This is a genomic window from Maribacter sp. UH1, assembly GCF_056839145.1.
In genome coordinates this window covers 1,673,856-1,698,143 of the sequence record NZ_CM166387.1, presented here as the reverse complement: position 1 = coordinate 1,698,143, position 24,288 = coordinate 1,673,856, and the positions used below count along the sequence as shown (strand labels likewise).

At 34.8% G+C, this 24,288-nt stretch carries 18 protein-coding genes; 6 read left to right on the top strand and 12 right to left on the bottom strand.

Annotated elements, in window-relative coordinates; translation table 11 throughout:
* Window positions 1-3: 3 nt before the first annotated feature.
* The 5 genes from UH1x_RS07405 to UH1x_RS07385 all read left to right on the top strand — a co-directional run bounded on the left by UH1x_RS07405 (window position 4) and on the right by UH1x_RS07385 (window position 7,305).
* The gene (locus tag UH1x_RS07405) at window positions 4-975 is read left to right on the top strand and encodes a tryptophan 2,3-dioxygenase family protein (RefSeq protein ID WP_482625989.1); all 972 of its coding nucleotides are present in this window, start codon (window positions 4-6) and stop codon (window positions 973-975) included.
* Window positions 975-2,273: a M23 family metallopeptidase gene (locus UH1x_RS07400; protein WP_482625988.1), complete on the top strand. Its 1,299-nt coding sequence runs from the start codon at window positions 975-977 to the stop codon at window positions 2,271-2,273. Before UH1x_RS07405 ends, UH1x_RS07400 begins: the two co-directional genes overlap by 1 nt.
* Window positions 2,260-3,897, top strand: a complete 1,638-nt coding sequence (pgi, locus tag UH1x_RS07395; RefSeq protein ID WP_482625987.1) for a glucose-6-phosphate isomerase — start codon at window positions 2,260-2,262, stop codon at window positions 3,895-3,897. Before UH1x_RS07400 ends, pgi begins: the two co-directional genes overlap by 14 nt.
* A gap of 172 nt (window positions 3,898-4,069) precedes the next feature.
* Window positions 4,070-6,772, top strand: a complete 2,703-nt coding sequence (locus tag UH1x_RS07390; RefSeq protein ID WP_482625986.1) for a TonB-dependent receptor — start codon at window positions 4,070-4,072, stop codon at window positions 6,770-6,772.
* Window positions 6,773-6,864: 92 nt separating this feature from the next.
* Complete coding sequence (locus UH1x_RS07385) at window positions 6,865-7,305, top strand: hypothetical protein (RefSeq protein ID WP_482625985.1); 441 nt, start codon at window positions 6,865-6,867, stop codon at window positions 7,303-7,305.
* 58 nt (window positions 7,306-7,363) lie between these two features.
* Here the strand turns inward: UH1x_RS07385 and UH1x_RS07380 are convergent, their stop codons facing one another.
* Entirely contained in the window at window positions 7,364-8,404 is a 1,041-nt protein-coding gene (locus UH1x_RS07380; RefSeq protein ID WP_482625984.1) for an endonuclease/exonuclease/phosphatase family protein, read from the bottom strand.
* 107 nt (window positions 8,405-8,511) lie between these two features.
* Between UH1x_RS07380 and UH1x_RS07375 the strand changes: the two genes are divergently transcribed.
* Window positions 8,512-9,792, top strand: a complete 1,281-nt coding sequence (locus UH1x_RS07375) for a hypothetical protein (RefSeq protein ID WP_482625983.1) — start codon at window positions 8,512-8,514, stop codon at window positions 9,790-9,792.
* 181 nt (window positions 9,793-9,973) lie between these two features.
* Here the strand turns inward: UH1x_RS07375 and UH1x_RS07370 are convergent, their stop codons facing one another.
* From UH1x_RS07370 to UH1x_RS07320, 11 genes are all read right to left on the bottom strand, one after another.
* Window positions 9,974-10,318, bottom strand: coding sequence for a hypothetical protein (locus UH1x_RS07370; RefSeq protein WP_482625982.1), 345 nt, complete (start codon window positions 10,316-10,318; stop codon window positions 9,974-9,976).
* Window positions 10,319-10,369: 51 nt separating this feature from the next.
* Window positions 10,370-10,747, bottom strand: a complete 378-nt coding sequence (locus UH1x_RS07365; RefSeq protein ID WP_482625981.1) for a hypothetical protein — start codon at window positions 10,745-10,747, stop codon at window positions 10,370-10,372.
* Between the two features lie 504 nt (window positions 10,748-11,251).
* Window positions 11,252-11,629 carry a hypothetical protein gene (locus UH1x_RS07360; RefSeq protein WP_482625980.1) on the bottom strand — a complete coding sequence of 126 codons (378 nt, stop codon included), beginning with the start codon at window positions 11,627-11,629 and terminating at the stop codon, window positions 11,252-11,254.
* A gap of 790 nt (window positions 11,630-12,419) precedes the next feature.
* Entirely contained in the window at window positions 12,420-16,106 is a 3,687-nt protein-coding gene (locus UH1x_RS07355; RefSeq protein WP_482625979.1) for a YobI family P-loop NTPase, read from the bottom strand.
* Window positions 16,107-16,576: 470 nt separating this feature from the next.
* Window positions 16,577-17,245, bottom strand: coding sequence for a recombinase family protein (locus UH1x_RS07350; protein ID WP_482625978.1), 669 nt, complete (start codon window positions 17,243-17,245; stop codon window positions 16,577-16,579).
* A gap of 255 nt (window positions 17,246-17,500) precedes the next feature.
* Window positions 17,501-19,468: a heavy metal translocating P-type ATPase gene (locus UH1x_RS07345; protein WP_482625977.1), complete on the bottom strand. Its 1,968-nt coding sequence runs from the start codon at window positions 19,466-19,468 to the stop codon at window positions 17,501-17,503.
* Window positions 19,468-19,839 (bottom strand): DUF3703 domain-containing protein, encoded by a 372-nt coding sequence (locus tag UH1x_RS07340; protein WP_405412196.1) that lies wholly within the window; start codon window positions 19,837-19,839, stop codon window positions 19,468-19,470. The genes UH1x_RS07345 and UH1x_RS07340 overlap by 1 nt, the downstream gene beginning before the upstream one ends.
* Before the next feature lie 55 nt (window positions 19,840-19,894).
* The gene (locus UH1x_RS07335; RefSeq protein ID WP_482625976.1) at window positions 19,895-20,311 is read right to left on the bottom strand and encodes a Fur family transcriptional regulator; all 417 of its coding nucleotides are present in this window, start codon (window positions 20,309-20,311) and stop codon (window positions 19,895-19,897) included.
* Window positions 20,312-20,322: 11 nt separating this feature from the next.
* Window positions 20,323-22,503, bottom strand: a complete 2,181-nt coding sequence (locus UH1x_RS07330; protein ID WP_482625975.1) for a TonB-dependent receptor — start codon at window positions 22,501-22,503, stop codon at window positions 20,323-20,325.
* A 60-nt stretch (window positions 22,504-22,563) separates the two neighbouring features.
* Window positions 22,564-22,881, bottom strand: a complete 318-nt coding sequence (locus UH1x_RS07325; protein ID WP_446051902.1) for a DUF6660 family protein — start codon at window positions 22,879-22,881, stop codon at window positions 22,564-22,566.
* 395 nt (window positions 22,882-23,276) lie between these two features.
* Window positions 23,277-24,287: a tyrosine-type recombinase/integrase gene (locus tag UH1x_RS07320; RefSeq protein WP_405412203.1), complete on the bottom strand. Its 1,011-nt coding sequence runs from the start codon at window positions 24,285-24,287 to the stop codon at window positions 23,277-23,279.
* Between the last annotated feature and the right edge of the window lies 1 nt (window position 24,288).

Genomic DNA, 24,288 nt, shown 5'->3' with positions numbered 1-24,288 from the left:
TAAATGGAAGATAAAGAGAAGATCAGATCCCAAATCTCTAAATTAGAAGAAAAATACAAAGATTCAGGGCAAGATCTTAGCTCTTATTTAGATGGTTTATTACACCAACGTTATCTTACCTATTGGGATTATATTCATCTAGATACCTTATTAAGTCTACAAGTACCAAGAACACATTTCCCAGATGAAGAGATTTTCATCATGTATCATCAAATTACCGAGCTGTACTTTAAGCTAATTTTGCATGAGCAAAAACAATTGGTAGATGATAAAAGCGACAACTTAGATTTTTTTATAGAAAAAGTTAGAAGGGTCAATAGCTATTATAAAGTTCTAATATCTTCATTCAGTGTAATGATAAAGGGTATGGAGCGTGAGCAGTTTTTACAGTATCGTATGGCATTGTTGCCTGCAAGTGGCTTTCAATCTGCACAATTTAGAATGATCGAATTATATGCTACACCTTTAGAAAATTTGGTTCATGTTTCAGAAAGAACTCAATTTTCATCAGAATCTACTATAGAAGAATTATACGAACATATCTATTGGAAAAAAGGCGCCACAGATAAAGATACGGGCGAAAAAACCTTGACCTTAAAACAGTTTGAGTATAGGTATACGCCTAGACTAATAAGAATAGCAAAACAGGTAGAGAATTCCACAATATATCATAAATACTTAAGTTTACCCAAAGAGCAGAGAGAGGATAAAGCTCTGGTGGAAGGGTTGAAGACATTAGATGTAAATGCCAATATAAATTGGCAGTTAATGCACATGGGATCGGCTCATAGATATTTAAGAAAAGACACAGGGGATATTGATGCAACGGGTGGTACTAATTGGAAAGAGTATTTGCCGCCTAGTTTTCAAAAAATCGTTTTTTTTCCAGAATTATATACAGAACAAGAATTAAACAATTGGGGTAAACAATGGGTAGACCATATGTTGAATCCAGATAAATCAAGAGTAGAATAATGCAGAAGTATTGGGGGGTATTATTGGCATTAACAGTAATTGCATCATGCAAAGACGCCGATAATGAGAAGAAAGATATAGCTCAAGACCTAAAGGTCGCGGAAATACCGGAAATCAATGAAAGATTTGGTTTTAATTTAGATGAATTCCATGTTAAATTAGATACCGTAAAATATGGAGATAGTTTTGGTGAGTTAATGCAGGATAACAAAGTAGATTATCCAAAAGTTCTTGCTGTTTCAGAGAATTTTAAAGACAGTTTTGATGTGCGTAAGATTCGCGTAGGCAAACCATATACTATTTTACAATCTAAAGATACTACGGCGCAAGCTCAAGTATTTATTTATGAGAATGATCCAATAAACTATACTGTAATAGATTTACGAGATAGTGTAAAAGTCTATAAAGACAAGAACAAGGTTAAGTTTGTTCAAAGAGAAGTTTCCGGGGTCATAGAATCTAGTTTGTCAGAAGCCATATTAGAGCAAGGTGTAGATTATAATGTTACGCACAACCTTGCAAATGTATATGCATGGACAATAGATTTTTCAAGATTACAAAAGAATGATAAATTCAAGATTATCTATAATGAGAAATTCATAAACGATACGGTGTATGCCGGTGCAGAGCCAATTGAAGCCGCGTATTTTGAGCATAATGGTAAACCTATTTATGCTTTTGCTTATGAAAACGATTCGTTAAGAAGTTTGGTTGATTATTTTGATGAAAATGCAAACAACCTAAGGAGAACTTTTTTAAGAATGCCGGTAGAGTACGGAAGGTTATCATCTAGATATAATCTTAAACGAAGAATAAAGTACTACGGTTATAAATTGCGCCCACATAAGGGTACGGATTATGCCGCACCTATAGGAACACCAATTATGGCCACTGCAGATGGTACAGTGGTAGAATCTACAAGAAGAGGTGGTAACGGTAAATATGTAAAGATTAGACATAACGGTACGTATTCCACACAGTATCTTCATATGAAAGCCCAAAAAGTTAAAAAGGGAGAATTTGTACGTCAAGGAGATGTTATAGGTTGGATTGGTATGACGGGAAATACAGGAGGGCCACATGTATGTTACCGTTTCTGGAAAAATGGAAGACAAGTGGATCCCTTAAAAGAGGAATTGCCACAAGCAGAACCGTTGCATGATTCGTTAAAAGAAGAATATTTCGCATATATTTCAACATATAAAGAACAGTTGGATTGTATCATCTATCCAAAAGTTTTAATTGAAGAAGAAGACGAGGATTTACTAACACTTAATCAAGAAAATGGCACTAAATAAAATAAACCCACAGCAAACTGAAATTTGGAATAAACTAACGGCACATTATGAAGAAACAAAAGGCGAGCATCTAAGAAGTTTGTTTTCTTCGGATGAGAAAAGGGCTGAAAAGTTTACGCTACAGTGGAATGATTTCTTGTTTGATTATTCTAAGAACAGAATCTCTGAAGAGACCATGCAGATGTTGTTAAAGTTAGCGGATGAGGTAAATTTAAAAGGAGCTATCAAAGATTATTTTGGTGGAGATTTAATTAACGAAACAGAAGGTAGAGCAGTACTTCATACCGCACTACGTGCTAAGAAAGATGATGTAGTTTTGGTTGATGGCGAAAATGTAATGCCAGAAATCTATGAAGTAAAAGAGCATATTAAAGAATATACCAACTCTGTAATTAATGGCGAGCTAAAAGGATATACCGGTAAAGCCTTTACAGATGTAGTTAACATAGGTATTGGAGGTTCGGATTTAGGTCCGGCAATGGTGACCGAAGCTTTAAAATTTTATAAGAATCATTTATCTATTCATTTTGTTAGTAATGTAGATGGTGATCATGTTCATGAAGTATTAAAGACATTAAATCCTGAGACAACGCTATTCGTGGTAGTTTCTAAAACCTTTACAACTCAAGAAACGTTGAGTAATGCCACTACTATTAAGAAGTGGTTTTTAAAACATGGAACACAAGAAGACATTGCAAAGCATTTTGCCGCAGTATCAACTAACAGCGAAAAAATAGCCGAGTTCGGTATTGACGCTGCAAACGTATTTCCAATGTGGGATTGGGTAGGTGGTAGATTCTCATTATGGAGCGCAGTAGGTTTAACTATTGCCTTGGCTGTTGGTTATGAAAATTTCGATGCTTTGTTGGAAGGAGCCAATGAAACGGACGTACATTTTAGGGAAACTGATTTTTCAGAGAACATACCTGTAATAATGGCTTTGGTTAGTGTTTGGTATAATAATTTTTATGGTGCAGAAACAGAAGCCATTATTCCTTATGCACAGTATTTAAGTAGATTCTCTGCTTATTTACAGCAAGGAATCATGGAAAGTAATGGTAAGAGTGTAGATAGGGCTGGTAATACGGTTGGTTATGAAACAGGTACTATTATTTGGGGAGAACCGGGTACCAATTCTCAACATGCATTTTTTCAGTTAATACACCAGGGTACTAAATTAATACCAACAGACTTTATTGGTTTCAAACATTCTTTGCATGGAGATAAAGATCATCATGATAAGTTGATGGCAAATTATTTTGCCCAAACAGAGGCTTTAATGAATGGTAAAACCAAAGAAGAAGTTGTTAAAGAATTAAAAGAAAAAGATTTATCTGAAGCGGAAATTAATAAGCTTGCGCCGTTCAAGGTTTTTGCAGGAAATAAGCCTACAAATACAATTTTAATTGATAAGCTAACGCCTAAAAGCCTTGGTTCATTGATAGCGTTGTATGAGCATAAAATATTTGTTCAAGGTATAGTTTGGAACATCTTTAGTTACGATCAATGGGGTGTAGAGCTTGGTAAGCAGCTAGCAGGCACTATTCTTGACGATATTAAAAATTCAGATATTTCTGATCACGACAGTTCTACATTGCGACTTTTGCAATATTTTAAGAAATAATTTTTAATACGATAAAGATTCTTTTAAAAGGATAACTATTTCATTTTCAAGTAAATTATGTAAAGTTTTTGGGTATTTTTGAAGAGCTGATTTAACGTTGTCTTAACGTTGGAGGTTTTAAAATATAGGACTTTTGCAGCAAGTTAAAATAACTAACAAATACTCGAAGAAAATGAAAAAAATGTATTTTGCATTAGCGGCATTTTTAATGACCGTAACTGCTTTTTCACAAGGACCAATTACAGGTACTGTATTAGATGGCGACTCAAATACCCCGTTGCCAGGTGCTACAGTAATGGTAAAAGGTACTACTAACGGAACATCAACTGATTTTGATGGAAATTTTACAATTAACGCAAGTGCTGAATCTGGAACTTTAGTAGTTTCTTATATCGGCTTCAATTCAAAACAAATTGCTTTTACTTCAACTGGTAGCATTGGTTCTATTGTATTGGAGCCTAATGCTGAAGAATTAGAAGGTGTAGTTGTAACTGGAATTTTAGATATAGCAAAGGATAGAGAAACTCCTGTTGCTGTCTCAACAATTAGAGCTGCAGAAATACAAGAAAAATTAGGTTCTCAAGAATTGCCTGAGATACTTAAATCTACTCCTTCTATATATGCTACCAAAACAGGTGGTGGTTTTGGTGACGGTAGAGTTAATGTAAGAGGTTTTGATTCTAGAAACACTGCTGTAATGGTTAACGGTATTCCAGTTAACGATATGGAAAATGGAGCTGTATTTTGGAGTAACTGGTCTGGTTTAGGTGACGTTACTACTGCTATGCAAGTTCAAAGAGGTTTAGGTTCTTCTAAATTAGCAATATCTTCTGTAGGTGGTACTATTAATGTTATTACAAAGTCTACCGAACAAGAAGAAGGTGGTACGGTAACTTTAGGTGGAGGTAATGATGGCTACTTAAAAACTACTGTTGCATATAATACTGGAAAATCTGATAAGGGTTTTGCTGCATCTATTTTATTAGGTAGAACTGCAGGTGATGGTTATATTCAAGGAACTGAATTTGAAGGGTACAACTATTTTATTGGTTTGGGTTACGAGCCTAATGAAAAGCATAGTTTTCAATTTGTATTAACAGGTGCTCCTCAAGTTCACAACCAAAGAACTTCAAGTTTCTTTAACGTTGCAACTTTAGCCGATCACTTAGAATATGGTGCTAGATATAACTACAACGGTGGTACTTTAAATGGTGAAGAATTTGGATGGAGAAGAAATTTCTATCATAAACCTATTACTTCTTTAACTTGGGAATGGAAAGCATCTGAAAAATCAACATTATCAACTTCTGCTTACGCATCTTTTGGTCGTGGTGGTGGTACTGGTGATATTGGTTCAGGGCCAAGTTTTGGTTTTGCTAGTTCTAGTAGATATAGAATTCCTGAAACTGGGCAGGTAGATTACGATTTAATTTCTCGTTTTAACGGTGGTGAAGCGGTTACTTTTTACGATGGTAACGATTACCAATTGTCTCCAAATGGTGATGGCGAATATATTACAACAAGTTTCGGAGATGGTTTAGCTAGAAGAGCTTCTATTAACTCACACAACTGGTTTGGTGTTATAGCTAACTTGAATACTCAAATCAATGAAAAGTGGAATTACGATGTAGGTTTAGATTTAAGAAGCTACAAAGGTATACACTACAGAAGAATGGATAATTTATTAGGTGCTGATGGTTATTTTGATGATGACGACATTAACAACCCTAACCATGTTATACGTGCCGAGGATACTATTGATTCTGATTTTAGTTCAATATTAAATGTATTCAAGAGTATTGATGACGAAGAAAAAATTGATTACTACAATGACGGTCTAGTAAGATGGGCTGGTGCGTTTGGTCAATTAGAATATACAGATGGTGTTATAGCTGCTTTTGTTCAGGGTGGTATTTCTAATCAAGGTTTTAAAAGAATTGATTATTTCAACTATTTAGATTCTGATCCTTTACAAGAAACAGATTGGGAGAACATCTTAGGTGGTAACATTAAAGGTGGTGCCAACTTCAACTTAAACGAAGCTAACAACGTATTTTTTAATGCAGGTTACTATTCTAAACAACCTCTTTTTGATGCTGTTTATTTGAACTTTGTAAATGATTTGAACCCAGATTTGACAAATGAAAAGATTTTAGGTCTTGAGATGGGTTATGGTCTTAATCTTGGTGACTTTAGAGCTAAAGTAAACCTATACAGAACTACCTGGAAAGATAGATTTGTAACAATTGGGATTGAAACTCCAACAGGTGATGAAGGTAATGCTAACATTAATGGTGTAGAACAAATTCACCAAGGTATTGAAATAGAAGCAGATTACCGTGCATCAGAAGTTGTACAGTTTAGAGGTATGATATCTTTAGGTGATTGGGAGTATGCTGGTAATGCAACTGGTCAAGCTCTTGATGATGACAGAAATGTTATCGATCCAGATGTAACTTTATTCTTAGATGGTGTAAAAGTTGGTGATGCTGCACAGTTCACTACAAACTTAGAAATGATCGTAAGACCATTCGAAGGTTTCAAAATTAGCGGTAACCTTTACAACGCATCAAGATTATATGCATTCTTAAATGCTGAAGATTTTGACTCTGCTGATAATCAAGGTTCATTACGTTTACCAAGTTATACACTATTTGACTTAGGTGCTTATTATACTTTTGGTTTTGGAGGAAACAACAAACTTAGTATAGCTGCTAATGTGAACAACCTTTTCGATACTGAGTATATAGCTGAATCTTTGACAAATACTTTTGCAGAACAAGGAGACGATGTATTTAGAGGAATTTCTACTGACAACAAAGTATTCTTTGGATTTGGAAGAACTTTCAACGTAAGTGCGCGTTACAGTTTTTAAGAATTTAATCTTAATAAATAAAAACCCTGACCATGTGGTCAGGGTTTTTTTATGCTTAAAATTCATTACTTTTAAAAACTAAAATCACAACTATGTACGAAACTATTCACATGCTACATTCATACTTGGCCTATATAGCATTGGCAGTATTGATATTAGCCGTTATTAATGCTATTTCAGGGCTTGTAGGTAAGCGAATCTTTAATATGGGAAAAGACCTTAGATTAAGTCTATTTGCGCTTATTTTATGTCATATTCAATTATTGGTAGGGCTAATATTATATTTTGTTTCACCTAGTGGATTAAGTGCAATACAAGAATTTGGTATGGGTGGTTTAACTTCTGCTGCACGTTTATTGGCAGTAGAGCATCCTTTTATTAATATATTGGCAATTGTATCAATAACTGTTGGCTGGTCTAGACATAAGAAATTTGTTGATGGTGCTAAAAAATTCAAGAGCATTGCCATTTTCTACAGTATTGGTTTACTTCTTATTTTAAGTAGAATTCCGTGGGGACAGTGGTTTAACTAAGATGATGATATTTAAAAGTATTACAAAGTCCCTAATATTAATATAATAGGGTCTTTTTTTATGGGTTAACTTTTTTAATTAGATGCAGGTATACGGGAAAATGGTCGCTATACCCGCCAATATAACTTCCACCGGCATAAGTTCGTAACGGGTAACCTTTGTATTTCCCTTTTGGGTCCATTAAATATTCTGGAGAGAATATGCCAACCTTCCAGTAACTGTAACTTTCTCTTTTATTATCTACAAGGCTTGATGTCATATACAGCTGGTCGAACAAATTCCATTTATCTCGGTAGGCTAAAGAACCTCTTCCTTTTTTATAAAGCTTTTCCATTGGTCCGTAAAGACTTAATGAGTCCAAGTTTTTAATGTTTTTTTCAACCTGTAGTATTTTTTTAAAACTGGGGTCTATAGGGTCATCGTTAAAATCTCCCATGCTTATAATCTTGGCATTTACATTTTGCCTTTGAACAGAATCTATAATGCGTTTATTCAGTTTGGCTGCTTCTAATCTAAAAGGTCTACTTCTAGCCTCCCCACCACTTCTAGAAGGCCAATGGTTTACCATAAAGTATATCTTTTCATTATCTAATAATCCTTCTACAATGAGTTGGTCTCTGGTGTAATCTCTTTTTCCTTCTAGGTTAAACAATAGCAATCTATGGCTATTGAAATTAACAGGTACAAATGCACTTTTCTTATATAGAAGTGCCACGTCTATACCGCGTTCATCAGGAGAATTAAAATGTACAATGCCGTAATTGAACTTTAATAAGTTCTTATGGTGTATTAAATCTTCAAGTACACCTAAGTTTTCCACTTCGCATACCCCTATAATATCTGGTGCTGTCTTATTATCGCTAGAACCAATTTCAGAAATCACCCTAGACATGTTATCTAGTTTGTTCAGATAGCGTTCTTTTGTCCAATTGTCTTTTCCTTCAGGAGTTCTGTCATCATCAAAAATTAAAGTGTCATTTTTAGTATCAAATAAATTCTCTAGATTATAGAAAGCTATGGTTCTAATTTGATAAGCATCAGATTTTTGGGCACATGTAGATAATGACGAAAGAAAGCAGATAAGAAGTAGAAATCGCATTGATGAGAGTATTTTACCTTAATTATAAGCGAGTATACGGAAAATTCACGTTAATTATTTCTTAAATGGTATCTTAATAGCTCATTAGTAGGTCCTTAAGTTATATAATGATTAAGCATACCCTGTTTTTATTACTATTCGTTAAAATATGTTTTTTACATGCTCAAAGTACAACGACAATTTCGGGGGTAATAAAAGAAAGGGTTAAAGGTGAAGTAATTACCAATGCAGAAGTAATTTTAGAAGGAGATTTTACACCGATTACTACTAATGAATTAGGAGAATTTAAACTAATTACTTCCAATAAAGGAGAATTTATACTTCAAATTTCTACTCCTGATTTTGATATTAAAAGAATACCGTTATTTCTTGATGACAATACTATTGACCTAGGCATTATTTTTTTGGGAAGAGATATGACCGTAGAAAAATCTATTAATCTCATTAATATTACCGATGACGAGTTATTAGATGATGAAATCAATTCTAATGCGCTCGCTTTATTACAATCAACCAGAGATATTTTCCTGAACAGGGCAGCTTTTGATTTTGGTCAGGCATTTTTTCGGGTAAGAGGTTATGATTCGCAATATGGAGAAGTTCACTTGAACGGATTGCCAATGAACAAAATGTACGATGGCAGGCCACAATGGAACAATTGGGGAGGGCTAAATGATGTAATTAGAAATCAACAATATGCCAATGGTTTAGACGCATCAGATTTTACTTTTGGAGGAATTTTAGGAAACACAAATATAGATTTGCGACCCTCTGGATTAAGGTCTGGTACAAGATTATCATCTTCTTTGTCAAATAGAACATATAGCGGCAGACTGATGGCTACATACAATTCTGGAGTGAAGAATGAGAAATACGCCTATATTGTATCTGCTTCTAGACGCTGGGCAAAAGAGGGGTATATGGATGGTACTTTGTATGATTCGTATTCTATATATGGTTCATTGGAGTATCTTTTAAATGAAAAGAATACAATTTCTGCCACAGCAATTGTAGCCTCTAATAGAAGAGGACGGTCATCTGCCATTACAGAAGAAGTACAAGAGATTCAAGGAAATAGATATAACCCATATGCTGGTATACAGAACGGAAAAATCAGAAATTCTAGAGAGCGACATATTCGTGAACCGCTATTTCTTTTAAATTATCATCATGAATCTAAAAATCTGCAAATTAATGCGGGTTTGGGCTATCAAACCGGTGTGTATAAGAGAAGTCGTTTAGGGTATTATAATGCTCCAAATCCTGATCCTACATACTACCGTTATTTGCCGAGTTTTTATTTGAATTATGTCAAGTATGATATTATGTCATTTTATACAGGTAAAAGATTGAAAATTAATATATTAAATGATATTTACTTTGCATAATAATTTGAGAAAATTGAAAATTGGAATTTGTAATTAGTCTTTTTATAGGATTAGCATAAGTTTGAAATTTAAGAACCGCTTGGTGATGGGGTATGAAGCCCATCGGAGCGAAAATGTACGGTAGGGTGTCTAATTCATTGTAAACAAGCGGATTTTAATGGTTATCTATCGTTTTTTTGAACTATTTGCGTAATACTAGGTCAACTAGCTTTTCGAACATTCCTTTTTTCACTTCTATATCTTGAGCACCAAATTGTTCTGGGTTTTTATTGACTGTCACTTCACCAAGAAATATCTCATCTCCCTTTTTTTCAACCCTTGCTATAAAAATACAATGACCTGTCCAACTCCTATGAAAGTAGATAGACTCTTCCTGACTATAGATAAACCATTTGTCATCCATACTAGACGGTTTCAAACCCGAACTAATCTTTGAATAATCTTGAGGAGTTAAATTTCTACCACAATAAAAATTCTCTGTTTCATTTGGCATTGCTTCGATTTTCCAATCACCAGGTTTAGTCATCCTTTATTTAAACTTTCAAACACCGAAACTTATTATCAATTTAAATAGCATTTACTGTTTTGTATATACATCGTAACATTCCTCAACACACGAATTTGGAATAAATGCTATTATTAACTTACCGTTTTCAAATAAGTATACATATTCACTTCTTTCACGATCACATAAGTTTTCTACAATAAAGGTATCATCCATGAGTTCATAGGTTCCCTCGCAATCAGGGAACAAAGTATCACTATATGCACCAAGTTCTGAAAACGATATAACATTACCGTTTTCAACGTCCATTAATGGAGACGGACTGCCGCCGTCAAAACGTGCAGTCTTCTTCCAAGCACCAATAAGCGTTTGTTCTTCTGAAGAATTATCATCTGAAGAACAGGCAATAAAGGAGAATAAGATACTAAAAATCAAGATTTGTGTTTTCATAAAGAAAAGTTATAAAATATACTTTAAATAAGAAGATACTTACTTTAATTTAAGGTTAATTCTTTAATATAGGATGCTCAATCTTACTAAAGGTTGCTTTCCGTATTATTTTTTCAACCATTTTATTTGCCCCCCTAAAACGGCCGATTTACGGAACTTGGTTGAAAAGCCTTTCAAATAAATGATTCCAGTTCCATTTGTCGTTCTTTTTAGTAGTTCCGGTAATTCACCTTTTACGGAACTAAAAAAGTTCATTTAAACGACTGCTTATTTAAGCTTTCACAATATCTGCAAAGTTTACCTCTTTACAAAAGTGAATTCTGTAAAGAGTTTTCTCACCTATACCATCCTTTATTTGAACTTTTCAAATTACCGTTTTTGCACACTTTAATCTTAAATTCCAAAAGAGGATGCAACTTTCAAGTATTAAATGCAACTGATTTTCGATGAAATGATAATATTTTGGTAATTAAATTTATAACAATTAAGCCAAAATGAAAATTTCTAATCAATTTTTGTATATAACGTATAGCATCCTTCATCACAGCTAGACTCCTGTTCAGTCAGTTTTAATTTACCCTCTATGAATTCATAATCATACGTTGTAAATCCAAAGCATGGGAAATCAACTTCTATAGTGTTATCGTCATAACTAAATGTTCCATCGCAGTCGCGCGAATTACTTGTGATAATACCATCAGTATCAAAATTATATGTTCTGCCATTCTCTATTTGCAAAAGCCCGTTACCTTGAGGTCCGCCATCAAATGATGCCGTAAGCTGCCAATTTCCTAAAATTGTTTGAGGAACTGAGGGTTCCTCGTCGGAGGAACAAGCAATTAGGAAAAAAACTGTACAGAAAATCAAGAGTTGTTTTTTCATCCTTTATTTAAACTTTGGCAAACTAGACAATGGCTTTTTATCGGAGATTACGGTGATATAGTTTTTATATTATTTGAAGAATGAATATCAAGAAAATAGCCGGCCCATAAAGCAGCATATCCAAGCGGGTAAATCTCCTATGGTCAAGCGGGTCCCACTTACTTCGTGTGAGAGTGACAAATTCCTTATTCTGAAAGTTTAGGCTTACCCATCTTAAAATTTGAAACGCAATTAAGAAAATCCAAAAATTTCTAAGTCCACGTATTGCTGACCAATCAGCATTGTTAAGTCCGTGTTTGTAGTAAATTACTATTTGTACAAGGGAAAATCCAAACCAAAGAAGCCAGACATCGAAATTTCTCAACGCTACATAATTAAAACCAATAGTAAAAAAATAAAGTCCAAACGAATAAAATATAATTGAATTTCTATTTGAAAATTCAACAGGTTCAATCATCAGAAAATAGATAGAAAAACACACGCAGATCCCCATTGGGATAAAATTCAAAATATTTATTTTATTTCTTTTGAAAAATCTATTTTCCATCATTTGCGAAAATTATCCATAACATTAAGGACCATACGTGGTCAGGTGGTGTCATTTTGCACAATACCGATTTACCCCCTCTGTTTAACCATCCTTTATTTGAACTTTGAAGGAAGATACTAAAAATCACCTAAAACAATATACTCTTTTCGAAAGGTACAATTTGTAAAGAGTTATAAAATGATTGAATTTTTAAGTAGATCAATCCAGTGTTAGCATAAATTAGGCAAACTCAAGCCATTTTTAATTTCTAAAAGTTGTGACTTTAATAATATTGTCTTTAACCTTGATTTTTGAAATTTTTCCAATTCTTTGGAGATAATCGAAAAAAATCACTAAACTATCTGTTTTCCTAAAGGAAGGCATAGGTCCCTTTTCATTTAGTTCCTTGTATTTTCCACCCAATGCGTTAAGAAAATTTGTTGTGAAATCAGTGGTAAACATAGAAACATTCCTTACAAATAGCTTTATTTTCTTCTCCGGGCTGATTGAGGATTTCAATAGTATTGAAAACATGGTTTTCTTTGACGGTTCAAGAACCGAATGCGCTAAACTAAAATTGCCAATCAAATTCAAAGCCTTCATTTCCGTAATAGCATTCTCTTTCTCAAAGTGTACTATTAGCTTGATTTTATTGGATGTCCCAAGACTAGGATTTTCCAAAAGATTTATCAATTCTTGTTCCGTTAAATTTAGTTCTGAAAACGCGTTAAAAAAACTTGTAATATTATTAGTTGCAAATGTCAAATGCAGAGGCGAGAATTTTGATTTTAACTTATTATAGTTTTCTACATCAAATGACAATTTACGTTTGTCAACAAGGACCCCTACTTTAGGCTCAGATAAGATTTCAAAATTTAAATCCCCATAAATAAACGGAAAAGCATCAATACAGGTACGGTATATTTCATCCTTTATTTCTTTATTCATAAGAAAAGCTCTTCTAAAAGCTTCATGGTTTTTTTCTTTTGAATTAAAGATTTTAGTACTTAAATTTTTGGCATTGCTTGGTTTATTTATAAAATTCGTAAGTGTCTCCGTAAATCTGTTTCCCATTTGTTCATATACAAAGACAAGATTCAACCAATTGGCATCAGCTTTTCCATTTTCTAGCAAAAAATCACTCAACTCTGACGGCTTATCCAATTCTGAAATATCTTCAATCATGGTGTTAGTCCATAAAAGAATTTGTTCTTTGTCGGTAATTGAGATTTCTGCTCTGTTGATTAAATTCATTAAATATGGAAGTTGCTCCTCTTTGTTGCTCTCTAGCTTTAGGTATACGGCATCAATATATTTGGCGATATTACCATCCACGTACTTAACTAAAGAATCACATTTCGAAAGCTGAATTGCTGCATAATTACTTTTATTAAAAGTATCCTTGTTAAAATCACCGAATGTTTTTAGCATTAAGCCAAGCATGGAATGATTCAACGCATAGTTATTATTTGCATAAACATATCTCTTACTATCTTCAGAAATACCGTTAAAGTTTAGTGTGGTAAATTTGATATCAAATAAATCGATGATGTCTATCAATTTTTCCGACTCTTCGATTAGCGATAAAAAGTCAGGTTTGTCACTAATAAAGCTTTCCATTCCTGAAACTAAGGCTATTTTTTCGAGGTCTTTAATGTTCCCGTTATTTAAAATTAAAGTATAATAACTTAGTCTTTCTTCTGCGGACAAAGAGCTGTCTTGTTCAATAAAATTCCAAATATTAGTCCAATTTTTGCATAGGTCTTTAATGAATTTAGCTGTGTCTTTAGCCTTTTCGATATAGGATTTTACAAACTTAACAGAATCCTCAGACTCATTAGATAATTGTTTGAGAGCAATATTTTTTTTGATCCGGTATGTGTGGCTCTCAAATAAGTAATCTAGCAAATTGTAGTTGAGAATATAACTTGTTTCAAATTCTGAGTCGCTAATTTTTTTGATAACATTGCCAACTTCATCAAGATTATATTCAAAATCACTAGGTGTCTCATTTCTGACATTCATTAAGAACCAATGATCATTTTCTGTTATGCTTCCCGGATAGAAATAGGAAATATAATTAAGGTAATCTTCTGCTATATATCCATTGCGTATAAGGAGTATAATTAGTTGCTCCTGCTTTGTAGGTTTGGCGTTAATGGGCACCTCTTTCCCCTTAAGAAGATATTTTATTTTAGCGCCCCTTGTTTGCCTCACTAGTTCTTGATTGCTCTTAAGTTTATTTCTAATAGATGTAATTCTACCTGAATTGCTTTTTTCAATTTGTGTCTTTCTCTGTAAATAACCTTGCTCTGAATCTACTTGTTCCTCTATATTAGAAAAATGAAAATCAAACTGTACATTATTATTATATGGAGCTGTATTACATCTAACTGAACCCTTCATTAATTTTTCGAAATTGTCCTCTTCAAGCATCTTTTCTATACTATAGTTTTGATTGTCAATTCTGAAGGATATTAAATTAGGGGTATTTTTAATGTATTCTAGCAGATAAATCCGCTTTAATTCATCTAGATTTTTAGGAAATGTTTTTTCTAATTGGTTTAGTTCCTCTTTTAGAATTAAATTTTCCTTCTCTATTTCTACAATAGCTTCTTTGACCCAGACTAATTTATTACCAACTAAGTGCTTGTATAGTATTCCTGTATTTCGCCCAAGTTTTACAAAATCTTCGGGATATATATTCTTATAGACAATCATTGCGAAAAGTTTATCCATAAATTCTTTACCTTGAAACTTTTGAAAATAGATATGAAATTCATTTACCACATTGTACAATAAACGCATGTCATCCACATAAAAAGCCATCTCGTCTATTAACTCGACAGATATGCTGTAACCAAATTCTTTAAGTGCTCTTGTCAGTTGCTCATTGGAATTTGAATAATTGATTACAGGAATGATTGGGATTATAAAATCAAAAAATTTGGTTCTATCGTTATCCTTAAACATTTCATCCCTAACGGCATAGATGAAGGCGACATCACGATTGATGGATTTGGAATTGTTAATGAGTAAATTAATTTCCCTCAGCTTTGTAAATATTTCTGTTTGTTCAAATCGATCTAAATCCTCAATAATCACTACATTATAATCAGTAGCTTCAAAAAAGTATAAAATCTCATCTAAGTGATTGTTGAGTATTGATTTATTTACCGTTTCAGCCACTTGAATTTCTAGATTTTGAAAATTCAATTTACTAATAGTCAACCTTTGAGAAAATTGAATTACTTTTTTTAGAAAATAATAAAAAATTGCCAAAAATCCGGCTAGAATTAAGCCTTTGACAATAAAACCAAACCAAGGTAATGGTTCTGGTATGCCTAACAATGTGCGAAACGTATTGAAATAGAAGAGTAAATAAAAGGAGCAGAGTACACCAAAGACCAGCCATGTGGCATTAGTTATTTCATCAGGTTCTAGTCTTCTAATTTTTTTAAAACGAGAATCTGGTATGTTGTCATTCCTTTCGTGATAAAATATTTGTTGAAGTATGCTTAATTCTATTAGACGAAGTTGGTCATTTTTGTCTGGAGTCCACTCTGTCTTTTCGGATTTTGAATAATTTTTGGAATCAGGGGATGTATCCCTTTTGTCAGTATTATCTGAAATTTCTAATTCATCATCAATTGGTCTATTCTTCTTTTCCTCTTTAAAGGTCGCTAAGGAAATCTTTAAAAACTTCAAACCCTTTATTTGCCTTTCTCGAAAAGTCTTTAGTATACTACTTTTGCCGGAGCCATAATTTCCAGTAAGTGCTATATTTTTGATATCTTTTTCTTTCCTATTTAGCAATGCCCATTCAAGAGCATCGCAATAATATTTATGCTTTTCGATATCACTAACAGGAGAAAGTGAATGATATGGCATATTTAAATCACTTTTTACAAACTGATCTTTGTTAACTTTTTCCTCAGTTTTTTTCATAGTTTGCTTGCACTTTTTATTTTCGAATTCTTAAAACCACTTTATTATTTCCTACAATCAATTCCTTTATATTCAAACAGAATAAAGTTTTTCATTAAGAACCATATGCATCAGATATTTATATAGTTAACCTAGAAATCTCAGTCAGACACATATCTTAATCATTAGGAAAACCTTATATTTTTGTAGCGATGTGTTGTTATAGGAATTCTTAAATATCGTAAAACTGTTAAAGATGCAATATTAAAAAAATGATTAGTTATCGCCAGTAATTAACAAATCGGTTAAATGTAAGAATTTATATACGAATGTGAGGGAAGTCAAAAGGAATAGTAATCTAATTGAGAAACCGAATGATTAAATACACTCTTTACATTACGCCTTTCGAGCGTGAATTAATGTTTCTTTTAAGCAACCTGAATTATGGAGTAAAAACTAGTACTCTTTACGTTCGCTTTTTACAAAGCTTCTCATTTCTTCTTCTTTAAATGTTTCTTGCAAAGTGCAGTTTCAAGTTCCTGCTCGGTATCCCAAAAGATTACACCACACTCCTTGCAGTTCCTTCTACCTTGAATAGCCAAATATTTATATAGGGTAGGTTTTGATTTAATACCTACCAACTTCATGATGTCAACAATAGGTAATTTATTCTCTTGGTAATATGTTGCAGCCAGCATCGCCTTTTGTTTAGCTTCTTTACCGAGCCCCTTTTTACGTCCTAATTGTATTCCTCTCCTCCTAGCGCTTTTAAGTCCGGCAGTAGTCCGCTCGATAATTATATCACGCTCCAGTTGGGCTACGGCCCCGAACAGTGTAATTATAAATTTGCCGTGCGCAGAAGTCGTATCAATGAAAGGGTCATTAATGCTCTTGAAATTGACGCCAAGTTTCTCGAACTGATCGACCAATTTTAACAGGTGGGAAATACTCCTTGCAATTCGGTCGAGTTTCCAGACGATGACGGTATCCCCTTCCCTTAGTTTAGATATCATCAAATCCAGATCATGGCGTTCTGACTTGGCACCGGAGGAAACATCTCGGTAGATGTTTTTCTCAGTTACACCTTCTTTCAATAATGCATCGATCTGTAAACTGGGATTTTGGGTTTTGGTGCTTACCCTTACATATCCAAAAAGCATATCTAGTATATTTATAGGTCTAAAAATAAACTAATAAATTATACCAATAAAATGAACCGCTGTTTATTTGAAATTCGATTTAAATAAAAAGTTCAAAAAAACGGTCGTTTATTTATACTTTTTTAGTTCCGTAAAACGTGAATTACCGGAACTATTAAAAAGAACGACAAATGGAACTGGATAAGGATATGTTTGACGCGAATATCGATAGTGCCGAGAAACGGCCCTTTTTTGGAGCTTAGTTAAAAGAATAAATTACTCCCACTCCATCCTTTGCAACCGCACCGCATTCAATATAGCTAACAAAGCAACTCCCACATCCGCAAAAACCGCTTCCCACATTGTTGCGAGGCCACCTGCACCCAAAATGAGTACTATGATTTTAACTCCAAAAGCCAATGCAATATTTTGCCAAACGATACTTCTAGTTGAGCGACCTATCTGAATAGCACGTGCAATCTTGCTCGGTTGGTCGTTTTGGATGATGACATCCGCTGTTTCGATTGCGACATCACTACCTAAGCCTCCCATTGCAATTCCTACATCACTTACAGCCAAAACAGGAGCATCGTTGATACCATCGCCTATAAAGGCAACCTTTGTATCCGGTTGCGCTTTGAGCTTTTCTACTTCATTGAGTTTATCTTCAGGTAATAAGCCACCCTTTGCCCAATCGATGCCTAGCTCTTTCGCAACTTTTTGGGTAATGGAATCTTTATCCCCAGAAAGCATAATGATTTTGGAAATCCCTGATTTCCTAATCTGTTTAATTGCTTGGTGCGCATCTTCCTTCAGTTCGTCGGCAATGGTAACGTAGCCAGCAAATTTTCCGTCAATGGCGACCATTACAATTGATTCTACGATATTATCCGTTTCCGAGGGAACCTCTATGTTGTTCGAGGTCATCAATGCTTTGTTGCCTACCAACACCGTCCTTCCGTTGACCGTTCCCTTCAATCCCTTTCCAGCAACTTCTGAGACATCGGTCGCTTCAAAATCCACACCTTCGGCTTTATATTCCAGAATTGCTTTTGCAATCGGATGGGTAGATTGTTCTTCCATGGCCATTAGATACTCCATAAATTCAGCTTCTGTAAAAGACGAGCTGTTTACTACTTCCTTAATCTTAAATACCCCCTTAGTAACCGTTCCCGTTTTGTCCATTACAACAGTATTCACTTTTGTCATTGCATCAAGAAAAGACGCGCCTTTGAACAGAATCCCGTTTCGAGATGCCGCACCCAAACCACCGAAATAACCCAAAGGAATCGAAATGACCAATGCACAGGGACAGGAAATCACAAGGAATATCAAAGCCCTATAAAGCCAATCTCTAAATACATAATCATCAACAAAGAAATAGGGAAGCAACGTTAGACCTATAGCGAGAAAAACAACGATAGGTGTATAAATACGAGCAAATTTTCTAATGAAAAGTTCGGTTTTGGATTTGCGAGCGGTTGCATTTTGAACCATATCTAGTATGCGTGCAATAGAACTATCTTTAAATTTTTTGGTAGTTTCAACTTCTATTACTCCATCGAGATTAATACTTCCAGCAAATACAGCTGCGCCTTTCTGGATGGTATCTGGTTTGCTTTCTCCCGTAAGGGCTGCGGTATTAAAAGAACCTTTTTCTGAAAGTAGAATTCCATCGAGAGGTACTTTCTCGCCTACACGTACTTGAATTTTTTCGCCTATCGCTACAGTTTCAGGATGAACAGAAACGAAGTCGCCATTACGTGATACCAGAGCTTCATTAGGTCGTACATCTAATAATGCCTTGATGTTTCCTTTTGCCCGATTAACGGCTGCTTGTTGGAATAATTCGCCAACTGCATAAAACAACATTACGGCCACGCCTTCGGGATATTCGCCTATCGCAAAAGCTCCCAAAGTGGCAATGGACATCAATAGAAATTCCGTGAAGAAATCTCCATTTTTGATACTGTTCCATCCTTCCTTGATTACTGGAAACCCTACTGGAATGTAAGCTATCGTGTACCAAACAATTCTGACCCATCCCTTGAAAAAAGGAATAGCATCGAAATAATCAACCGCAATACCAATCATTAGCATTACTAAGCTGAAAATCGCAGGCAGATACGTTTTAAAATTAGACACTTCATCTGGACTGCTGTGATTGTGTCCATCATCGTGACTGTGCTCCCCCTCATGATTCTTAGGGTCTAAATCCCGTAAGTTTACTTTTTTCTTTTTCATTAACTTTTTCTGTAATTATTCAAAATAAGCGTTAAGTCTCGTGGTATTTCCATCTTCTTCATAGGTGACACATTACTTCCACCTGTATTTCCAATTGGTACACGGTCAATGAACGATTTCCAACCGCCAACAAGTAATCGCATTAGTTGTCCTAAGACTTCTTCGAACTTTTTTTGTCTAAAACCAAATTTAAGCATCAGCCAATGGGAATATGTATGTTGAAAAGGATAAGATTGCCCCAATACGTGCGAACGTTCAAGATGATGCCATGCCCTTGTTAAATCATTCTTTTGAAGGAATGAACGATACTGTTCAATCTCTTTTAAGTAATGTCCTTTTAGTCCGCTTGGAATAGTTGTGTTGAATTTCATGGATTACTATTTTTTAATGCAAGGTACACTATGGAATCATGCAACAGAAGTGCATTTATTGCAGGCTGCATTTGTCACAGATTCCCTTCAATACCAAATTCGCATCTTCTGCAATGTAACCGTCCGGAAGATTGATATGTGGAATTTTATGTTCCGTAAGACAGACCGTCTCCTTACAGTTGTTACAATGGAAATGAAGGTGCAAATCCTGTTCGATGGCACAATTACAGCCTTCCTCACATAGTGCATATTTGGTCATGCCCGTACCATCGTCTATCTGATGGACTATCGCTTTATCCTCGAACGTCTTTAGGGTTCTGTACAAAGTTGTCCTATCTGCCTTTGCAAAAGCGTTTTCGATGTTAGATAGGGTTTTGGCCGTTTCGCTTTCGGCCAAGAATCGGAAGACCAACAAACGCATTGCCGTAGGGCGGACCCCTTTTTCTTCCATAAATTTGTCTGCTTGTATCATTGTATTGTCAGTTAATCGTTGTCTTCGTTTCCAAATGGTTTAAAAATAAGGCCTACGCTAAAGATAAATCCGTCCGTGGGGGCATAGATTTCTGGAAAGGTAGGATTTTCGTGTGGGGGCAATACCAAAGGAGAGAATCGGCTCTGCCTCCTATCCGTGAAATTTTCAAAATTAATGAATGTGCTTCCCCATTTAAAGTTGCGCATCAACAAGAGCCCCATGGTTACGAAATCAGTAGTTTCCGTTCCATTGGATAGTAATTGTTTCCCTGTATAATAGGTCTCATACCCAATACGCCATTTTTCGGATTCATACATTAAAATACTCCCCGCATTATGCTTGGCGGTCAAGGGTTTTTGAGGATTGCCAGGTAAATAATTCAATCTCGCGTTAATAAGCGCGTAGTTTAGGAACCATCGAAAATCCCTGAAGGTGAATTTGATATTCGTCTCCGAGCCTTTGCTCAAGATTTCCCCCGTCGCATTTTCAAACTGGAACTGGCCATTATCCAAAGAGTTGAGCAATAGGCCATTTCTGATAGCGGTCAAATAAAACAATTGATTGACCGAAAAGCCCAGCTCGTCCGATAATCTTGTTTGATAATTAAAATCAAGGTTCAGACCGTACGACCGTTCGGCTTTCATAGTTCCCCTATCGATTGGAAGTACGTCCCTGAAATTGATGAACTCTGCTTCTTCCGTAAAAATATCAGGGATTTTATATCCCAGTCCACCACCAATCCTACTTGAAAAACTAGTATCAGATTTGTAAAGCAAGGAGACCCTCGGGAGTGGAAAGAATCCCCAATCCTCAGCATAATCTGTTCGAACACCTGTTTCAAGAATCCATCGGTCCGAAAGGTCATAGATACTATTTGCGAATAGTCCATACGTAATATCGCGTTGATTACGTTCAACTGGATTCTCCATTTCATCAAATGATGTAGTGTAAAGGTTAGCTCCCAAGACCCAATCTGATGTTAAGCCCTGTTTCTGATATGAGGCCTCCGAAAAAGTGTTCCATTGCGTTCCTTTGAAAGATAGGTCAGGGATTTCGAGACTTCTATCAAAAAACGCAATGCTATTCTTGACTGAAATGGATTGGGTCGAGTCCAAATGGGTTTCGAATACAGCTTGTGTGCTGATTCGCTTTGAAAGGTTTTCTTCAGTATACTGATGGATTCCATTTTCACCCTCCTCAATCTTCGTAATATCACCTCCTTTTCTATCATCGTACGTTCCGTTGACACCAAACCACACCGTAGTTTTTTCAGAAGGATAATAGAACAATTTGGGATTGAAACTTAAAGAACTCGTACGAGGAAGGTTACTAAATCCATCATCTTCAGGGTCAAAAGCTTTTTGTAAATGACCAGAGCCGTAAAGTGTCCATCCCCATTTTTCGTTACGTTCGCTATAAAAGACATTGCCCGTACTTCCCAAAGCTTGGGTCTGGGTAAGCATGATATCCAGTTCAGGTTCTTCATTAGGGGTTTTGGACACCATATTGACCAAACCTGCAATGGCTCCACCACCGTACAACGTGGAAGAACTTCCCTTTATAATTTCAAACTGTCTCAAATCTAACGGTGGTATTTGTAGGATACTCAAGCCGCTTGAAAAACCACCGTAGAGCGGAAAACCATCTCGAAGGAGCTGGGTGTAACGACCGTCCAAACCCTGTATCCGAATATTGGTGTTGGCACTACTCAACGAAGTCTGTTGCATCTGGATTCCCGTACTTTCACGAAGTACCATGGAAATATTAGTTGGGTTCATTATCGCTTTTTCCCCTAATTCCTCAACCCCGATATACTCTATTCGGGTCGGTATCCTTTGTATGGTTCGGGTGCTTCTTGAGGACCGTACTACCACTTCATCTAAAGCGTTTGCGCTTTCTTTCAAATAAAATACCCAATCGTCTCCTGTAGGTACAACAATATTGGCTTCCAAAGTCTCGAAGCCCAAGTACGAGATTTGGAGATTGTATTGACCATCGGGTACATCCTCTAATAAGGCTATACCATCAAAATCGGTAGTCACTCCCTTATCCAGACTCTCAATGTAAATGGTCGCCCCGAATAAAGGTTCTTTTTCTTCTGCTGTAAAAATATTGATTTTCAGAGTATTCTGTGCATAACCGAATGCACAGCAAATGAGCATAAGCCAAAGGCTTATTGCATATTTAATCATAGTAATTTGATTTTAATTGACTAATTTTTTTGGAGGGCGATGATGTCATCGCATATGTAATTAGCCAATAATCTTGGGAGGTTGAAAGAGGGTAAATACCGGGTCTTCGCTTACGCTTTCAAAATGGGAAAAACTTTCTTGTATGACCTTAGGTTCGATAGGCTCAAAAATATCCAAATCAAAAACAATGGTGTGCGAATGACAGCAATGGCATTGACAAAATGGTGAGCAAAGTTCGCACTCACCGTGATTTTGATTATGGTCCAAACCCACTTGAAACTCGGTTGTTGATGAATCGGAAATTTGAGCATCATCGCCACAGGGCACTACGTTGAGTGCCAAAAAATATAAGGATAGTATGACCGCTATAAATTTCACAATGCAAAGATAGACGATTTCCAATGCAACTGGATTGCAAATGTAGTTGGGATGTAATTTGTTTAGAACACGTAGTATCGTAAAAGGAACCTTTTTCGGCACTACATTTTATTCTAACGTTCAAAAAAACCTGTTTCGACTTAATTGAACTTGGTACATTTAATCCCACCTTTATTCGAACTTTAAATATTGCTTTTAAAGACTATAAAAAGGTATTTATAATTACACATAACCTAAAGTCTTTTAAAGAGTTTAATTGACCATTCCTATCAATAAACTATTGGAAATTCTAGTGAAACTCCAATATTCAAAGGTGTCAGACGATAGTTTACTCACCACAAAAAAATCATTTCATCAAATTTATTTTAAAATTCTATACTGGAAGTATATTAATTTTACAATTCATTAAGCCAGGTTAAAAGATTTGAATCGTCTAACCATTTCGAAGTTTCTGTAGGGCTTACATTTTTATTAGCTTTTTCAATAGCTTTTCTTTTAGCTGTCATTTCTACTTTTGCATATTTTTCTGTGGTAATAACTGAAGAATGTCCAAGAATATCTCTTATGATATATAATGGAACACCAAATGACAAAAGGTGTACCGCTCTACTATGTCTAATAGTATGTGGTGAAACATTTTTTGGAAAGATAACATTAGTATTTTTTCGCGCTTGGATGATATTTCTTTCAAGTATAACTCTTATGCCTTGACTGGAGAATTGTTCTTTTTGACAATTATAAAATAATGGATGGTGTGCCTCATTTTTATCTATTTTCAAAATATTCATATAATGCTTTAGATTTTTTATTTGAGTCTCTACAATTGGCACATTTCTGGTTTGATTACCTTTACCTATAATCTGGATTGAATACGGTTTTTTAAAATCTATCATAGAAGGCGTTAAGTCAATTATTTCTTGTACTCGTGCACCTGATTCATATAAAAGAGAAAGCAAGGCAAGATCTCTTATACCTTTTTTTGTTGATAAGTCAGGTTGTTTCAATAGTTCTTTAATTGCATCTATGCTCAAGTATTCAACAAGTTTTGATTGAAATTTTTTACTTTTTATAGATTGAATTTTTTGTGTTTCATGAAGATTCTCTATATCAATATATTGTATATAAGATAAATATGATTTGATAGCAGCTAGCCTGACATTCCTTGTTTGAATCGAGCAATTTCTTTCAAATTCGATAAAATATAGAAATTCTAAAACTGTTTCTTTTGTTAAATGCTTAATTCTAAGTTTTTCAACTTTGATATTCTTCTTGTCATTCATAAAGCTAATCAAGAGCTTCCATGTATCTCGATAACTTTTTACGGTATTTCTTGAATAACCTCTTTCATTTTTTAGGTAATTATGTAAAAAATTAGATATTGTTTCAGAGAAATCGGTTGGTTTCATA

Excerpts from the sequence above, each read along its gene's own strand:
- UH1x_RS07400 (WP_482625988.1), top strand. The coding sequence starts at position 975 with ATGCAGAAGTATTGGGGGGTATTATTGGCATTAACAGTAATTGCATCA.
- UH1x_RS07365 (WP_482625981.1), bottom strand. The coding sequence starts at position 10,747 with ATGAAAACACAAATCTTGATTTTTAGTATCTTATTCTCCTTTATTGCC.
- UH1x_RS07320 (WP_405412203.1), bottom strand. The coding sequence starts at position 24,287 with ATGAAACCAACCGATTTCTCTGAAACAATATCTAATTTTTTACATAAT.
- UH1x_RS07350 (WP_482625978.1), bottom strand. The coding sequence starts at position 17,245 with ATGCTTTTTGGATATGTAAGGGTAAGCACCAAAACCCAAAATCCCAGT.
- UH1x_RS07390 (WP_482625986.1), top strand. The coding sequence starts at position 4,070 with ATGAAAAAAATGTATTTTGCATTAGCGGCATTTTTAATGACCGTAACT.
- UH1x_RS07340 (WP_405412196.1), bottom strand. The coding sequence starts at position 19,839 with ATGAAATTCAACACAACTATTCCAAGCGGACTAAAAGGACATTACTTA.
- UH1x_RS07385 (WP_482625985.1), top strand. The coding sequence starts at position 6,865 with ATGTACGAAACTATTCACATGCTACATTCATACTTGGCCTATATAGCA.
- UH1x_RS07405 (WP_482625989.1), top strand. The coding sequence starts at position 4 with ATGGAAGATAAAGAGAAGATCAGATCCCAAATCTCTAAATTAGAAGAA.
- UH1x_RS07330 (WP_482625975.1), bottom strand. The coding sequence starts at position 22,503 with ATGATTAAATATGCAATAAGCCTTTGGCTTATGCTCATTTGCTGTGCA.
- pgi (WP_482625987.1), top strand. The coding sequence starts at position 2,260 with ATGGCACTAAATAAAATAAACCCACAGCAAACTGAAATTTGGAATAAA.
- UH1x_RS07360 (WP_482625980.1), bottom strand. The coding sequence starts at position 11,629 with ATGAAAAAACAACTCTTGATTTTCTGTACAGTTTTTTTCCTAATTGCT.
- UH1x_RS07335 (WP_482625976.1), bottom strand. The coding sequence starts at position 20,311 with ATGATACAAGCAGACAAATTTATGGAAGAAAAAGGGGTCCGCCCTACG.
- UH1x_RS07370 (WP_482625982.1), bottom strand. The coding sequence starts at position 10,318 with ATGACTAAACCTGGTGATTGGAAAATCGAAGCAATGCCAAATGAAACA.
- UH1x_RS07380 (WP_482625984.1), bottom strand. The coding sequence starts at position 8,404 with ATGCGATTTCTACTTCTTATCTGCTTTCTTTCGTCATTATCTACATGT.
- UH1x_RS07355 (WP_482625979.1), bottom strand. The coding sequence starts at position 16,106 with ATGAAAAAAACTGAGGAAAAAGTTAACAAAGATCAGTTTGTAAAAAGT.
- UH1x_RS07375 (WP_482625983.1), top strand. The coding sequence starts at position 8,512 with ATGATTAAGCATACCCTGTTTTTATTACTATTCGTTAAAATATGTTTT.
- UH1x_RS07345 (WP_482625977.1), bottom strand. The coding sequence starts at position 19,468 with ATGAAAAAGAAAAAAGTAAACTTACGGGATTTAGACCCTAAGAATCAT.